Source organism: Pseudomonas putida (assembly GCF_004357765.1).
Taxonomy (GTDB): domain Bacteria; phylum Pseudomonadota; class Gammaproteobacteria; order Pseudomonadales; family Pseudomonadaceae; genus Aquipseudomonas; species Aquipseudomonas putida_U.
The window spans coordinates 37089-52594 of sequence record NZ_SMTE01000004.1 but is presented as its reverse complement, the minus strand read 5'-3'; the positions used below and the strand labels follow the sequence as shown (position 1 = coordinate 52594).

12 protein-coding genes are annotated in these 15506 nt (G+C 62.4%); 11 read left to right on the top strand and 1 reads right to left on the bottom strand.

Features of this window, described 5'->3' with window-relative positions; genetic code table 11:
- Window position 1 precedes the first annotated feature (1 nt).
- The 10 genes from lpxB to ispD all read left to right on the top strand — a co-directional run bounded on the left by lpxB (window position 2) and on the right by ispD (window position 13262).
- On the top strand, window positions 2-1129 hold the full coding sequence (gene lpxB, locus E2H86_RS06770) for a lipid-A-disaccharide synthase (protein ID WP_133326006.1): 1128 nt from the start codon (window positions 2-4) through the stop codon (window positions 1127-1129).
- 1 nt (window position 1130) lies between these two features.
- The gene (gene rnhB / locus E2H86_RS06765; RefSeq protein WP_133326004.1) at window positions 1131-1754 is read left to right on the top strand and encodes a ribonuclease HII; all 624 of its coding nucleotides are present in this window, start codon (window positions 1131-1133) and stop codon (window positions 1752-1754) included.
- A 179-nt stretch (window positions 1755-1933) separates the two neighbouring features.
- Window positions 1934-5458 (top strand): DNA polymerase III subunit alpha, encoded by a 3525-nt coding sequence (gene dnaE, locus E2H86_RS06760; RefSeq protein WP_133326002.1) that lies wholly within the window; start codon window positions 1934-1936, stop codon window positions 5456-5458.
- 105 nt (window positions 5459-5563) lie between these two features.
- A complete protein-coding gene (locus E2H86_RS06755) occupies window positions 5564-6511 on the top strand; it encodes an acetyl-CoA carboxylase carboxyltransferase subunit alpha (protein ID WP_133326000.1) in 948 nt (315 codons plus the stop codon).
- 136 nt (window positions 6512-6647) lie between these two features.
- Complete coding sequence (gene tilS / locus E2H86_RS06750; RefSeq protein ID WP_133325998.1) at window positions 6648-7931, top strand: tRNA lysidine(34) synthetase TilS; 1284 nt, start codon at window positions 6648-6650, stop codon at window positions 7929-7931.
- Between the two features lie 269 nt (window positions 7932-8200).
- On the top strand, window positions 8201-9829 hold the full coding sequence (locus E2H86_RS06745) for a CTP synthase (RefSeq protein WP_133325996.1): 1629 nt from the start codon (window positions 8201-8203) through the stop codon (window positions 9827-9829).
- Between the two features lie 3 nt (window positions 9830-9832).
- Window positions 9833-10678, top strand: coding sequence for a 3-deoxy-8-phosphooctulonate synthase (gene kdsA / locus E2H86_RS06740; protein ID WP_133325994.1), 846 nt, complete (start codon window positions 9833-9835; stop codon window positions 10676-10678).
- 152 nt (window positions 10679-10830) lie between these two features.
- Entirely contained in the window at window positions 10831-12120 is a 1290-nt protein-coding gene (eno, locus tag E2H86_RS06735) for a phosphopyruvate hydratase (protein WP_133325992.1), read from the top strand.
- Between the two features lie 156 nt (window positions 12121-12276).
- Entirely contained in the window at window positions 12277-12558 is a 282-nt protein-coding gene (gene ftsB / locus E2H86_RS06730; RefSeq protein ID WP_012315882.1) for a cell division protein FtsB, read from the top strand.
- Window positions 12555-13262: a 2-C-methyl-D-erythritol 4-phosphate cytidylyltransferase gene (gene ispD / locus E2H86_RS06725; RefSeq protein ID WP_133325990.1), complete on the top strand. Its 708-nt coding sequence runs from the start codon at window positions 12555-12557 to the stop codon at window positions 13260-13262. Before ftsB ends, ispD begins: the two co-directional genes overlap by 4 nt.
- A 126-nt stretch (window positions 13263-13388) precedes the next feature.
- Here ispD and E2H86_RS06720 read toward each other — a convergent pair whose 3' ends face one another.
- On the bottom strand, window positions 13389-14285 hold the full coding sequence (locus tag E2H86_RS06720) for a LysR substrate-binding domain-containing protein (RefSeq protein WP_133325988.1): 897 nt from the start codon (window positions 14283-14285) through the stop codon (window positions 13389-13391).
- A gap of 108 nt (window positions 14286-14393) precedes the next feature.
- On the opposite strand from E2H86_RS06720, the gene E2H86_RS06715 reads away from it, so the two are divergent.
- A complete protein-coding gene (locus E2H86_RS06715) occupies window positions 14394-15506 on the top strand; it encodes an S-(hydroxymethyl)glutathione dehydrogenase/class III alcohol dehydrogenase (protein WP_133325986.1) in 1113 nt (370 codons plus the stop codon).

The following is a 15506-nucleotide window of genomic DNA, read 5'->3' as shown; positions in this document are numbered from 1 at the left end:
CATGGCGCAGCTCTGTGTAGCCTTGGTCGCGGGTGAGGCCAGTGGCGATATTCTAGGTTCCGGCTTGATGCGTGCGCTCAAGGCGCGTCATCCCGATGTACGTTTCATCGGTGTCGGCGGCCCCCTCATGGAGGCTGAAGGCCTGCAGTCGTACTTCCCCATGGAGCGTTTGGCGGTCATGGGCCTGGTCGAAGTGCTCGGGCGTCTGCGCGAATTGCTCAAGCGCCGCAAGCTGCTGATCCAGACGCTGATCGCCGAGAAGCCCGATGTCTTCATCGGTATCGACGCCCCGGATTTCACCCTCAATATCGAATTGAAACTGCGTCAGGCCGGGATCAAGACCGTGCACTACGTCAGCCCCTCGGTGTGGGCGTGGCGGCAGAAGCGGGTGCTGAAAATCCGCGAGGGCTGTGACCTGATGCTCACGCTACTGCCGTTCGAGGCGCGTTTCTACGAAGAGCAGGGCGTGCCAGTGCGTTTCGTCGGTCATCCGCTGGCCGATACCATTCCTCTGGATGCCGATCGGCAAGCTGCGCGGCAGGCGCTGGGTCTGGACGACAGTCCCCTGGTGGCGTTGATGCCCGGCAGCCGGGGCGGCGAAGTGGGGCGGCTGGGGGCATTGTTCCTCGACGCTGCGCAGCGTCTGCAACAATTGGTGCCTGGCGTACGTTTCGTGCTGCCCTGTGCCAACGCCACGCGCCGTGCCCAGATCGAGCAGATGATGGCGGGTCGCGAGCTGCCGCTGACCTTGCTCGATGGCCAATCGCATCAGGCCCTGGCTGCCTGCGATGCGGTACTGATCGCTTCCGGGACTGCTACGCTTGAAGCTTTGTTGTACAAACGCCCCATGGTCGTGGCTTACAGACTCGCGCCGCTGACGTACTGGATTCTCAAGCGCCTGGTCAAAAGCCCCTACGTGTCGTTGCCCAACCTGCTCGCCCAACGCGAATTGGTGCCGGAGCTGCTGCAGGATGACGCCACCAGCGAAGCCCTGGCCCAGACCTTGGCACCGTTGGTCACCGATGGCCGCCAGCAGACCGAGCGCTTCGACGAGATTCACCGCACCCTGCGCCGTGACGCCTCCAACCAGGCGGCTGACGCTGTGCTGGCCCTGCTCAAGGACCGCTGACATGCAGATGGGATTGGATTTCAACCTGGTCGAGGATCTGGTCGCCGGTGTCGATGAAGTGGGCCGCGGCCCCTTGTGTGGGGCGGTGGTCACTGCCGCGGTGATCCTCGATCCTGCACGGCCTATCCTCGGCCTCAACGATTCGAAGAAACTCACCGAAGCCAAGCGCGAAGCGCTGTTCGATGAGATCTGCGAAAAAGCCCTGAGTTTTTGCATCGCCCGGGCCGAAGTCGAGGAAATCGACCGGCTGAACATTCTCCAGGCGACCATGCTGGCGATGCAGCGCGCGGTCGAGGGGTTGAGCGTCACGCCCAAGCTCGCACTGATCGACGGAAATCGTTGCCCCAAGCTGGCCGTGCCGGCGGCACCGGTGATTCAGGGCGATGCCAAGGTGCCGGCGATTGCTGCCGCATCGATCCTGGCCAAGGTCAGTCGTGATCGGGAAATGAGTGCGTTCGAGCTGATTTACCCGGGTTATGGCATCGGTGGGCACAAGGGCTATCCGACGCCGGTGCATCTCGAGGCTTTGGCGCGGCTGGGTCCTACGCCGATTCATCGGCGCTCTTTCGCCCCGGTGCGGGCGGCTTGGGAAGCGCGTGAAGGCGTTACCAATTCTTTGATATAGAACTATGTGGCCCATTCGCGGGACAAGCCCGCTCCCACAGACTCTGCGCCTGGTGTGATATTTGTGCGGGGCCTGTGGGGCGGGTTCGTCCCGCGAATGGGCTGCAAAGCAGCCCAAAACCCCCGCCCATTTACGCTACAATCCCGCCCTTGTCGTTCAGCTCTGCTACAGGATCATCCATGTCGGTTCCCTTCGTTCACCTGCGCGTACACTCCGAATTCTCGCTGGTCGACGGCCTGGTGCGGATCAAACCGCTGGCCAAGGCGCTGGCCGGGATGAACATGCCGGCGGTAGCGATCACCGACCAGAGCAACATGTGCTCGCTGGTCAAGTTCTACAAGACCGCCATGGGCGCCGGTATCAAGCCGATCTGCGGTGCCGACCTGTGGCTGGCCGGTGCCGATCCCGAAGCACCGCTGTCGCGCATCTGCTTCCTGGCGATGAACCCCAAAGGCTACCGCAACCTGACTGAGTTGATTTCGCGTGGCTGGACCGAAGGCCAGCGCAATGGCCTGGTGATTCTCCAGCGCGAATGGATCGCCCCGGCCAGCGAGGGCCTGATTGCCTTGTCCGCGGCCCGCGAAGGCGATATCGGCATGGCCCTGATGAGTGGTCGCAACGACGAGGCCGAAGCGCTGCTGGGCGACTGGATGGGCATGTTCCCCGATCGCTTCTACGTCGAGGTGCAACGCACCAACCGCGTCGGTGACGAAGAGTACCTGCACGCCGCCGTGGCCCTGGCCGACAAGCTCGGTGCGCCGCTGGTGGCGACCAACGACGTGCGTTTCATCAAGCAGTCGGACTTCGACGCCCACGAAACCCGAGTCTGCATCGGTGAAGGCTGGACCCTCGATGATCCACGCCGTCCGCGCAACTACAGCGATCAGCAGTACCTGAAGTCGGCCGAGGAAATGGCCGAGCTGTTCAGCGACCTGCCCGACGCCATCGCCAACACGGTCGAGATCGCCAAGCGCTGTAACATCCAGGTGCAGTTGGGCAAGTATTTCCTGCCTGACTTCCCCACGCCGAATGGCATGGGCATCGACGACTACCTGCGGCATGTGTCCCATGAGGGCCTGGAGGAGCGCCTGGCGGTGCTCTGGCCCAAGGAGACCACGCCCAACTACGAAGAGAAGCGCCAGGTCTATCTGGACCGCCTGAAGTTCGAGCTGGACATCATCATCCAGATGGGCTTCCCCGGTTACTTCCTGATCGTCATGGACTTCATCAAGTGGGCCAAGAACAACGGCGTGCCGGTCGGCCCTGGTCGGGGTTCGGGTGCAGGTTCGTTGGTAGCCTATGTACTGAAAATCACCGACCTCGATCCGCTGGCCTATGACCTGCTGTTCGAGCGCTTCCTCAACCCTGAGCGTATTTCCATGCCCGACTTCGACGTCGACTTCTGCATGGACGGTCGCGACCGGGTCATCGATTACGTGGCCGAAGCTTACGGGCGTAATGCGGTGAGCCAGATCATCACCTTCGGCACCATGGCCGCCAAGGCGGTAGTGCGTGACGTGGCGCGGGTGCAGGGCAAGTCCTACGGTCTGGCCGACCGTCTGTCGAAGATGATTCCGTTCGAAGTGGGCATGACGCTGGAGAAGGCCTACGAGCAGGAAGAGATCCTTCGGGATTTCCTCAAGGGTGACGAAGACGCCCGGGAAATCTGGGATATGGCGCTCAAGCTCGAGGGCGTCACCCGTGGTACCGGCAAGCACGCCGGCGGTGTGGTGATCGCACCGACCAAACTGACCGATTTCTCGCCGATCGCCTGTGACGAAGAGGGCGGCGGTCTGGTGACCCAGTTCGACAAGGACGACGTCGAGGCCGCCGGCCTGGTGAAGTTCGACTTCCTTGGCCTGCGTACGCTGACCATCATCAAGTGGGCGATGGAAATCATCAACCGCGAGCAGGCCAAGAAGAACCTGCCCGACGTCAATATCGACTTCATTCCGCTGGACGACCGCAAGACCTACGAACTGCTGCAGAAGGCCGAGACCACCGCGGTGTTCCAGCTCGAGTCGCGTGGCATGAAGGAGCTGATCAAGAAGCTCAAGCCCGACTGTCTGGAAGACCTCATCGCACTGGTGGCACTGTTCCGCCCCGGACCGCTGCAATCAGGCATGGTGGACGACTTCATCAACCGCAAGCACGGCCGTGCCGAGCTGGCCTATCCGCACCCCGATTATCAGTACGAAGGCTTGCAGCCGGTGCTGGCGCCGACCTACGGCATCATCCTGTATCAGGAACAGGTCATGCAGATCGCCCAGGTCATGGCCGGTTACACCTTGGGTGGCGCGGACATGCTGCGTCGGGCCATGGGTAAGAAAAAGCCAGAGGAAATGGCCAAGCAGCGCGGAGGCTTCATCGAGGGTTGTGCCAACAACAATATCGATGCGGAGCTAGCCGGTAACATCTTCGACCTGGTAGAAAAATTCGCCGGCTACGGCTTCAACAAATCTCACTCCGCTGCCTACGGGCTGGTGTCGTACCAGACCGCCTGGCTCAAGACCCATTTCCCGGCGCCGTTCATGGCGGCGGTGCTTTCGGCGGATATGCACAACACCGACAAGGTCGTCGTGCTGGTCGAGGAAGTGCGCAGCATGAAGCTGCGCCTCGATGCGCCGGACGTGAACTTCTCCGACTTCAAGTTCACCGTCAACGACGATGGCCGCATCGTCTATGGACTGGGGGCGATCAAGGGGGTCGGTGAGGGGCCGGTAGAGGCGATCGTCGAGGCTCGCGCCCAAGGAGGGCCGTTCAAGGATCTGTTCGACTTCTGCGAGCGCATCGACCTCAAGCGGGTCAACAAACGGACCCTCGATGCGTTGGTGCGCAGCGGTGCGCTTGATCGCCTGGGGCCGCACTTCCACGACGAGATCAAGGCCTACCACGCCAACATCGACCGTAACCGGGCGACGCTGCTTTCGGCCCTGGGCGAGGCCATCAAGGCTGCAGAACAGACCGCCCGCACTGCCGACAGTGGCCACATCGACCTCTTCGGTGGCATGTTCGAGGAGGCGGACGCCGATGTCTATGCCAACCACCGCAAGGTGCGTGAGCTGACCCTCAAGGAGCGCCTCAAAGGCGAGAAGGACACCCTGGGGCTTTATCTGACCGGTCACCCGATCGACGAATACGAAACCGAGATTCGTCGCTTCGCCCGCCAGCGCATCATCGACCTCAAGCCTTCACGCGAGACTCAGACGGTGGCCGGCATGATCATTGCCTTACGGGTGATGAAGAACAAGAAGGGCGACAAAATGGGCTTCGTCACCCTCGATGACCGCTCCGGGCGCATCGAGGCCTCGCTGTTCGCCGATGCCTTCATGGCCGCCCAGGCACTGCTGCAGACCGACGCCATGGTGGTGGTCGAGGGCGAGGTCAGTAACGACGACTTCTCCGGCGGCCTGCGCCTGCGGGTGAAACAAGTGATGACCATGGAGGATGCCCGCACCAAGCTCGCCGAGAGCCTGCGCCTGAAAGTGGCGCACGATGCGCTCAAGGGCGACCGCCTGAGCTGGCTGGGTGAGTTGATCACCCGCCACCGCGGTGGCTGCCCGATCACGCTCGAATACACCGGCAGCGATGCCAAAGCGATGTTGCAGTTCTCCGATGAATGGTCGATCGACCCGGCCGATGGCCTGATTCAGGCGCTGCGTGACCAGTTCGGACGTGAGAACGTCTTCCTGCAATATCGTTGAACCGACGAATTTTAATCTCGACCTGAATGCGCCTGATCCCTTAAGGTAGGGCGCCAAACGGATCAACCGGCCGGCCGCCTGGCCGTAGACCCAAGACGGATGCCTATGAACCCGAATTTCCTCGATTTCGAACAGCCGATTGCCGACCTGCAAGCCAAGATCGAAGGGCTGCGCCTGGTGGGCAACGACAACTCGCTGAACATCAGCGATGAGATTGCCCGTCTGCAAGACAAGAGCAACACCCTTACCGAAAGCATCTTCGGCAACCTGACCAGCTGGCAGATCGCCCGTCTGGCTCGTCACCCACGTCGTCCCTACACCCTGGACTACCTCGAGCACATCTTCACCGAGTTCGAAGAGCTGCACGGTGACCGCCACTTCTCCGATGATGCTGCCATCGTCGGGGGGACCGCTCGCCTGGACGGCAAGCCGGTCATGGTCATCGGCCACCAGAAGGGCCGGGAAGTGCGCGAGAAGGTGCGCCGCAACTTCGGTATGCCGCGTCCTGAAGGCTACCGCAAGGCCTGCCGCCTGATGGAAATGGCCGAGCGCTTCAAGATGCCGATTCTGACCTTCATCGACACCCCGGGTGCCTATCCGGGCATCGACGCCGAAGAGCGTAACCAGAGCGAGGCCATCGCCTGGAACCTGCGTGTCATGGCGCGGCTGAAGACCCCGATCATCGCCACCGTGATCGGCGAGGGCGGTTCCGGCGGAGCACTGGCCATTGGCGTGTGCGACCAGCTGAACATGCTGCAGTACTCAACCTACTCGGTGATCTCGCCGGAAGGCTGCGCTTCGATCCTGTGGAAGACTGCCGACAAGGCCGCCGATGCCGCCGAGGCCATGGGTATCACCGCCGAGCGTCTGAAGAGCCTGAACATCGTCGACAAGGTCATCCAGGAGCCGCTGGGCGGCGCCCACCGTGATCCGGCGAAGATGTCCGAAAGCATCCGTGCCGACCTGGTCGAGCAGCTGGACATGCTGGGCAAGTTCGACAATGACGCATTGCTGGCCCGTCGCTACGAGCGACTGATGAGCTACGGCGTCTGATAGATCGCCGGGCCGCACCGCGGCCCATTCGCGGGCAAGCCCGCTCTCACAGGTACAGCGCAAGCCTCAGGTGCAGCGCAGGTTTTGTGGGAGCGGGCTTGTCCGCGAATGCGCTATCGAATCGTTCGAGGTCCTGATGATTGATCTCACCCCCTGGCTCAACGCCCCCACCTGGTACATCGCCTTCTCCGGCGGCCTCGACTCCACCGTCCTATTGCACCTGCTGGCCGACCACGCCCGCAACCAGGCCACCCCGGCGCTGCGTGCCCTTCACATTCATCACGGCCTGCAACCCGCCGCTGACGCATGGCCCGCGCACTGCCAGTCGGTCTGCGACGCACTTGGCATTCCGCTCCAGGTCATCCACGTCCGGGTAGCTTCCGCTGCCAGTCTCGAACAGGCTGCCCGCGAGGCGCGCTACGCCGCGTTCGAGCAGGTCATGAAACCCGGTGACGTCGTTTTCACCGCCCAGCACCGCGACGACCAGGCCGAGACCTTGCTCTTTCGCCTGCTGCGCGGCGCTGGCCTGCGCGGCCTGGCCGGTATGCCGTTGCAGCGCCCGCTGGGGCAGGGCAGCCTGGTCAGGCCGTTGCTCTCGATGAGTCGGGAACAGTTGCAGGATCATGCCCAGGCCCGCGGCTTGAACTGGATCGACGACCCCTCCAACAGCGACACACGCTTCGCCCGCAATTACCTGCGCGGTGAGGTGCTGCCGGTGATGCGGCAGCGCTGGCCACAGGCGGCACAGAGCATGGCGCGTACAGCTGAGCACCTGGACGAGGCGCTTGGCCTGCTCGACGAACTGGCCGAAGGCGATCTGGCCGTGGCCAAGGTGGGAGCTTCGACACTGTGGCTGGGCCTGGACTCGCTCGACCTGGCCGCACTCGCTGAACTGTCCCCGGCGCGCCAGCGTAACGCTCTGCAATACTGGCTGCGTCGCCGCACCCGGTTACCTGATGCGCGCCATTGGGCGGGCTGGGGCGACCTGCGTGATGCCGCTGCCGATGCATGCCCCGTGTGGTGCCTGGCCGATGGCCAACTGATGCGTAGCCATGGCCGGATCTGGTGGTTGAGCGGCGATTGGTTACGCCCTGTCGAAGGCCGTCATGGCTGGTCAGACCCAAGCATCGCGCTGAGCCTGCCCGGTAACGGCAGCGTGCGCCTTCACGCGGCCCAGCCTGTGGCCGACCTGTATATCGCCTACCGCCAGGGCGGCGAGGTGCTCGATCTGCCTGGGCGCGGCCGGCGCGACCTCAAGCGCCTGCTCAACGAGTTGCAAGTGCCGCATTTTCTGCGTCCGCGCCTGCCATTGCTGTACCAGGGCGGTCGTCTGCTGGCAGTCGCCAACCTGCCGGGCCTGGCGCAGGCCGATTGCCAACTGGAATGGCAGTTGCCGACGAACGCGCAAGGTTTGAGCTGAAGGGTACATTCGGGTAGACTACCCTCCCTTCTTGATACAGCTTCTGTGGGTTCCGCGAAAACACAGGAGTTGCCGATTACCAAGCAGTTTTTTGCTGGGCTGAATCTTAAAATGACGAGCGAGCTCCATGCCGGGGATGCCCCTGGTCTGTACAGACGCGGCAGTTTTTCGAGATGCACTGTGATTGACGCAGGTGATCGGGGGCTTCGGCCTTCCTTCGCTTTCTCCGGCGGCGCTGGCCGCCTTAACGCAGACTTCTAGGGTTTTTCATGACGCGCTACATATTCGTCACGGGCGGTGTTGTTTCTTCATTGGGGAAAGGCATTGCCTCGGCTTCCCTGGCGGCCATCCTGGAAGCGCGGGGGCTCAAGGTCACCATGCTCAAGCTGGATCCGTACATCAACGTCGACCCGGGCACCATGAGCCCGTTCCAGCACGGTGAGGTGTTCGTCACCCACGACGGCGCCGAGACCGACCTCGACCTGGGCCACTATGAGCGGTTCATCCGCACCACCATGACCCAGAACAACAACTTCACCACCGGCCGTATCTACGAGCACGTGCTGCGCAAGGAGCGCCGTGGTGATTACCTGGGCGCGACCATCCAGGTCATCCCGCACATCACCGACGAAATCAAACGCCGCATCATCAAGGGCGCCGGCGATGCCGACGTGGCCCTGGTCGAGATCGGCGGTACCGTGGGTGACATCGAGTCGCAGCCGTTCCTCGAGGCGATCCGCCAGCTGCGTGTCGAAGTGGGCTCCAAGCGTGCCATGCTGATGCACCTGACCCTGGTCCCGTACATCGCCACCGCTGGCGAGACCAAGACCAAGCCGACCCAGCACTCGGTCAAGGAGCTGCGCTCCATCGGCCTGCAGCCTGACGTGCTGATCTGCCGTTCCGACCACCCGGTCGATGCTTCCTCGCGTCGCAAGATCGCGCTGTTCACCAACGTCGAAGAGCGTGCGGTGATCTCCCTGGAAGACGTCGATACCATCTACAAGATTCCTGGCGTGCTGCACGCTCAGGGCCTGGATGACTTCGTCGTCGAGCGCTTCGGCCTGCAGTGCAACAGCGCCGACCTGTCCGAGTGGGACAAGGTCGTCGATGCCAAGCTCAATCCCGAGCAAGAAGTCACCATCGCCATGGTCGGTAAGTACATGGAGCTGCTGGATGCGTACAAGTCGCTGATCGAAGCGATGAGCCACGCCGGCATCACCAACCGCACCAAAGTCAACCTGCGCTACATCGACTCCGAAGACATCGAGAACCAGGGCACCAGCCTGCTCGAAGGTGCCGATGCGATTCTCGTCCCGGGCGGTTTCGGCCTGCGCGGCGTCGAGGGCAAGATCACCGCGGTGCAGTACGCCCGTGAGAACAAGGTGCCTTACCTGGGTATATGCCTGGGCATGCAGGTGGCCGTGATCGAGTTCGCCCGTAACGTGATGGGCTGGAAAGACGCCAACTCCACCGAGTTCGACCGCAACAGCGGCCATCCGGTGGTCGGTCTGATCACCGAGTGGGCCGATGCCACCGGTGCCGTCGAGACCCGTACCGAAGCGTCCGACCTGGGCGGCACCATGCGCCTGGGCGCACAGGACTGCCAGCTGGCGGCCGGTTCCAAGGTGCACGAATGCTACGGCAAGGACATCATCACCGAGCGTCACCGCCACCGTTACGAGGTCAACAACAACCTGCTGCCGCAGTTGGTTGAGGCTGGCCTGGTGGTATCCGGTCGCTCCGAGGATGGCGCGCTGGTCGAAGTGGTCGAGTCCAAGGATCACCCATGGTTCGTCGCCTGCCAGTTCCACCCTGAGTTCACCTCGACCCCGCGTGACGGTCACCCGCTGTTCAGCGGCTTCGTCAAGGCAGCTCTGGCACAGAAGAACAAGGCCTGATCCATGACCCAGAAGATCATTCGCGTCGGTAACATCGAGATCGCCAACGACAAGCCATTCGTGCTGTTCGGCGGCATGAACGTGCTGGAGTCCCGCGACCTGGCCCTCAAAGTCTGCGAAGAGTACGTGCGCGTCACCGAGAAGCTCGGTATCCCCTACGTGTTCAAGGCCAGCTTCGACAAGGCCAACCGTTCGTCGGTCACCTCGTACCGTGGCCCTGGCATGGAAGAAGGCCTGAAGATCTTCGAGGAGATCAAGCGGACCTTCAACGTGCCGGTGATCACCGACGTCCACGAGCCTTACCAGTGCGAACCGGTGGCCAAGGTGTGCGACATCATCCAGTTGCCGGCCTTCCTGTCGCGCCAGACCGACCTGGTGGTGGCCATGGCCAAGACCGGCGCGGTGATCAACATCAAGAAAGCCCAGTTCCTCGCCCCCCAGGAGATGAAACACATCCTGGCCAAGTGCGTGGAGGCCGGTAACGATCAACTGATCCTGTGCGAGCGTGGTTCCAGCTTCGGTTACAACAACCTGGTGGTGGACATGCTCGGCTTCGGCATCATGAAGCAGTTCGAGTATCCGGTGTTCTTCGACGTGACCCATTCCCTGCAAACGCCGGGTGGCCGCGCCGACTCCGCCGGTGGCCGCCGTGCCCAGGTCACCGACCTGGCCAAGGCTGGCATGAGCCAGGGCCTGGCCGGTCTGTTCCTCGAAGCGCACCCCGACCCGGACAACGCCAAGTGCGACGGTCCATGCGCGCTGCGCCTGGATAAACTGGAGCCATTCCTGGCCCAGCTCAAGCAACTGGACGACCTGGTCAAGAGTTTTCCGACGGTAGAAACCGCGTAAACCTCAATTCTCGGGTAAAGTACCGCCCGTTTCCCCCTGACCTGCCGGTCAGGGGGCCTGTTCATCAGGCCTGCCTGCCGCGTGCTACCGCCTGGTGAAGCAAGGATTTCCCAAGCTGCGTTGTTTTCGTCAATTCTGGAGTGCTTACAACAATGGCAAAGATCGTCGACATCAAAGGTCGTGAAGTTCTCGATTCGCGTGGCAACCCCACCGTGGAAGCCGATGTACTGCTCGACAACGGCATCATCGGTAGCGCCTGCGCGCCGTCCGGTGCTTCCACCGGCTCGCGCGAAGCGCTGGAGCTGCGTGATGGCGACAAGAGCCGTTACCTGGGCAAGGGCGTGCTGAAAGCCGTCGGCAACATCAACGGTCCGATCCGTGACCTGCTGCTGGGCAAGGATCCTTCCGACCAGAAGGCCCTGGACCGCGCCATGATCGAACTGGACGGTACCGAGAACAAGGCCAAGCTGGGCGCCAACGCCATCCTGGCCGTGTCGCTGGCTGCTGCCAAGGCCGCCGCCCAGGACCAGGACCTGCCGCTGTACGCGCACATCGCCAATCTCAACGGCACTCCGGGCCAATACTCGATGCCGGTTCCGATGATGAACATCATCAACGGCGGCGAGCACGCCGACAACAACGTCGACATCCAGGAGTTCATGGTTCAGCCGGTCGGCGCCAAGACCTTCTCCGACGGCCTGCGCATGGGCACCGAGATCTTCCATCACCTCAAGGCTGTACTGAAGGCTCGCGGCCTGAATACCGCGGTGGGTGACGAGGGTGGTTTCGCACCGAACCTGGCTTCCAACGAAGACGCCCTGGGCGCCATCGCCGAAGCCGTGGAAAAAGCCGGCTACAAGCTGGGCACCGATGTGACCCTGGCGCTGGACTGCGCGGCTTCGGAATTCTACGAAGACGGTAAGTACAACCTGTCCGGTGAAGGCAAGTCGTTCGATGCCGAAGGCTTCGCCGATTACCTGAAAGGCCTGACCGAGCGCTTCCCGATCATCTCCATCGAAGACGGTCTGGACGAGTCCGACTGGGCTGGCTGGAAGATTCTGACCGACAAGATCGGTGCCAAGGTGCAACTGGTCGGCGACGACCTGTTCGTGACCAACACCAAGATCCTCAAGGAAGGCATCGAGAAGGGCATCGGTAACTCGATCCTGATCAAGTTCAACCAGATCGGCTCGCTGACCGAAACCCTGGAAGCCATCCAGATGGCCAAGGCCGCAGGCTACACTGCAGTCATCTCGCACCGTTCCGGCGAAACCGAAGATTCGACCATCGCCGACCTGGCCGTTGGTACCGCTGCCGGCCAGATCAAGACCGGTTCGCTGTGCCGTTCTGACCGCGTTTCCAAGTACAACCAGCTGCTGCGCATCGAAGAGCAACTGGGTGCCAAGGCGGTGTACCGTGGTCGCGCCGAGTTTCGCGGCTAAGCAAGAGATGGTAAAAAGACAGCTGCCGAGGCTGTCGGACATTTCATACTGAGATTTCCGACGCTTCATGCGGGTTTCTGTCAACGAAGCCTGGCCTCGGCCAGGCTTCGTGCTATATGACGTCCGTGTGCGGCGGTCTTTAACCTGGATACCTTGATGCGCAGTCCCTATTGGTTGTTTCTTGTCCTGCTCCTGCTGCTCGGTGGTCTGCAATACCGCCTCTGGGTCGGTAACGGCAGCCTGGCGCAAGTGGCCGAGCTCAAGCAGCAGATCGACGAACAGCATGCCGAGAACGAGCGGCTGCTGGAGCGTAACCGCGTGCTCTACGCCGAGGTGTTGGAATTGAAGAAAGGCATGGAGACCGTCGAAGAACGGGCTCGCCATGAATTGGGAATGGTCAAAGAGGGCGAAACCCTCTTCCAGCTGCCGCAAAAATGAGTGAAACGCTACCGGCCTTCTGGGCCGTGATTCCTGCTGCGGGCGTGGGTGCCCGCATGGCTGCCGACCGTCCCAAGCAGTACCTGCAACTGGGCGGGCAGACCTTGATCGAGCATAGCCTCGACTGTTTTCTCGACCATCCGTCGCTCAGGGGCGTGGTGGTCAGCCTTGCCGCCGATGATCCTTACTGGCCGGGTCTGCGCTCTGCCAGCGATCCACGTATCCAGCGAGCTCCTGGCGGGCGAGAGCGTGCCGACTCGGTGCTCAATGCCTTGCTGGTATTGCATGAACAGGGCGCTGCGGACAGCGACTGGGTGCTGGTGCACGACGCGGCGCGGCCGAACCTGGCGCGCAGTGATCTGGACCGCTTGTTATCAGAACTGGCTGATGACCCCGTGGGTGGACTACTGGCAGTGCCGGCTCGCGACACGCTCAAGCGGGCCGACGGCAATGGACGGGTCAGTGCGACGGTGGACCGCAGCACCATCTGGCAGGCCTATACGCCGCAGATGTTCCGCCTGGGGACCTTGCACCGTGCGCTGGCCGAGTGCCTGGTAGCCGATGTGGTGGTCACCGACGAAGCGTCCGCCATCGAGTGGACTGGCCTGGCTCCGCGGCTGGTCGAAGGGCGCAGCGACAACATCAAGGTCACGCGTCCGGAAGACCTGGAGTGGCTGCGCCAGCGTTGGTCAGCGCGTAGCTGATCGTCGTGTTCCCCAGCGGCCCCTTCGCGGGCAAGCCCGCTCCCACAGGTGTACTACGGGATTCAAGGTTTGTGCTGGTCCTGTGGGAGCGGGTTTACCTGCGAAGAGACCGATAGCGCCAGCACATCAGCTGAGCCGATACTCCGGCAGCCCCGCCAACCCCTGCTTCAGATGATCCACCAGGCGCCTGACCTTCGGCGACAGGTGCCGCTGCTGCGGATACAGCGCCCAAACCGCGGTATTGGGCGGCTGATGGGCTTCGAGCAACGATACCAATGCCCCACTGTGCAAATGCTCGAGCACGTAGTAGTCGGGCAACTGGCACAAGCCCATTCCCTGCAGCGCCGCATCCAGCACCGCCTGGCCGCTGTTGCAGCGCCAGTTGCCCTGAATCCGTTGGCTGATTTCCCGGCCATCTTGCTGCAACGCCCACAAGTCCGTGCTGCCCACCAGGCAGTTGTGCCGTGCCAGCTCCGACAGACTGTGGGGCCGGCCGTAGCGCTCGAGGTAGTCGGGGGAGGCGCACAGATACATGCGCCGTGGCGCCAGGCGGGTGGCCACCAACCGAGAATCCTGCAAACGGCCCAGGCGAATGGCCAGGTCCATGCCTTCGTGAACCAGATCGAGCGTGCGGTTGCTCAGTTCCACGTCGACCCGCAGCTGTGGGTACGACGCCATGAAGCGTGTCACCAGCGGGACGATGAAGCGCTCACCGTAAGCCACCGCGCAGGTCATGCGCAGCAGGCCCTTGGGTTCGCTGGCCAGGTCGCCGATGGCGCGCAGGGCCTCATCTCGACCATCCTGCAGGCGCTGGCAATGCTGCAAGAAGGTCTGCCCAGCCTCGCTCAGGGTCACTCGTCGGGTACTACGGTATAGCAGGCGGGTCTGCAAACGCTCTTCGAGCCGGGCGATCTGCCGGCTCATGTGCGAAGACGACACGCCGAGACGCTCGGCGGCAGCGGTGAACTGACCCGCCTCGGCCACCGCGACGAATTCGTCGATACCCTCCCAGCGACTGCTCATGGATTATCCCTGTGCGGCAATAATGTTTTGTCTTGGCCCCGATTATTCCTCAAAAGATGCTGAATTACACTGGTGGTTCGATTTCATCTATCTGAATGGAGACCGCCGATGATCAAGTCCCGTGCTGCCGTTGCCTTCGAGGCCAAGAAACCCCTGGAAATCGTCGAAGTCGACGTGGCCATGCCCAAGGCCGGCGAGGTGCTGCTGCGCGTGGTCGCCAGCGGTGTCTGCCACACCGATGCGTACACCCTGTCGGGTGCCGATCCGGAAGGCATCTTCCCGTCGATCCTGGGTCACGAAGGCGGTGCGATCGTCGAAGCAGTGGGCGAGGGCGTGACCTCGGTGGCTGTCGGCGACCATGTTATTCCGCTGTACACCCCCGAATGCGGCAAGTGCAAGTTCTGCCTCTCGGGCAAGACCAACCTGTGCCAGGCGATCCGCGCGACCCAGGGCAAGGGCCTGATGCCCGATGGCACCACCCGGTTCTCCTATAAAGGCCAGCAACTGTTCCACTACATGGGCACCTCGACCTTCTCCGAGTACACGGTGCTGCCGGAAATCTCCGTGGCCAAGATTCAGAAGGAAGCCCCTCTGGAGAAAGTCTGTCTGCTCGGTTGCGGTGTCACCACCGGCATCGGCGCGGTGCTCAACACCGCCAAGGTCAAGCCTGGTGATACCGTGGCCGTCTTCGGCCTGGGCGGCATCGGTCTGTCGGCGATTATCGGTGCGGTCAAGGCCAAGGCCTCGCGCATCATCGCCATCGACATCAACCCGGCCAAGTTCGAAATCGCCCGCCAGTTGGGCGCTACCGATTGCATCAATCCCAAGGAATACGATCGTCCGATCCAGGAAGTCATCGTCGACCTCACCGACGGCGGGGTGGACTTCTCGTTCGAGTGCATCGGCAACGTACAGCTGATGCGTGCGGCCCTGGAATGCTGCCACAAGGGTTGGGGCGAATCGGTGATCATCGGCGTGGCCGGGGCCGGCCAGGAAATCTCCACTCGTCCGTTCCAGCTGGTGACCGGTCGCGTCTGGCGCGGTTCGGCGTTCGGCGGCGTGCGTGGCCGCAGCGAGCTGCCGAGCTATGTGGAAATGTCCGAGAAGGGCGAGATTCCGCTGGATACCTTCATCACCCACACCATGGGCCTGGAGGACATCAACAAAGCCTTCGACCTGATGCACGAAGGCAAGAGCATCCGTAGCGTGATCCACTTCTGA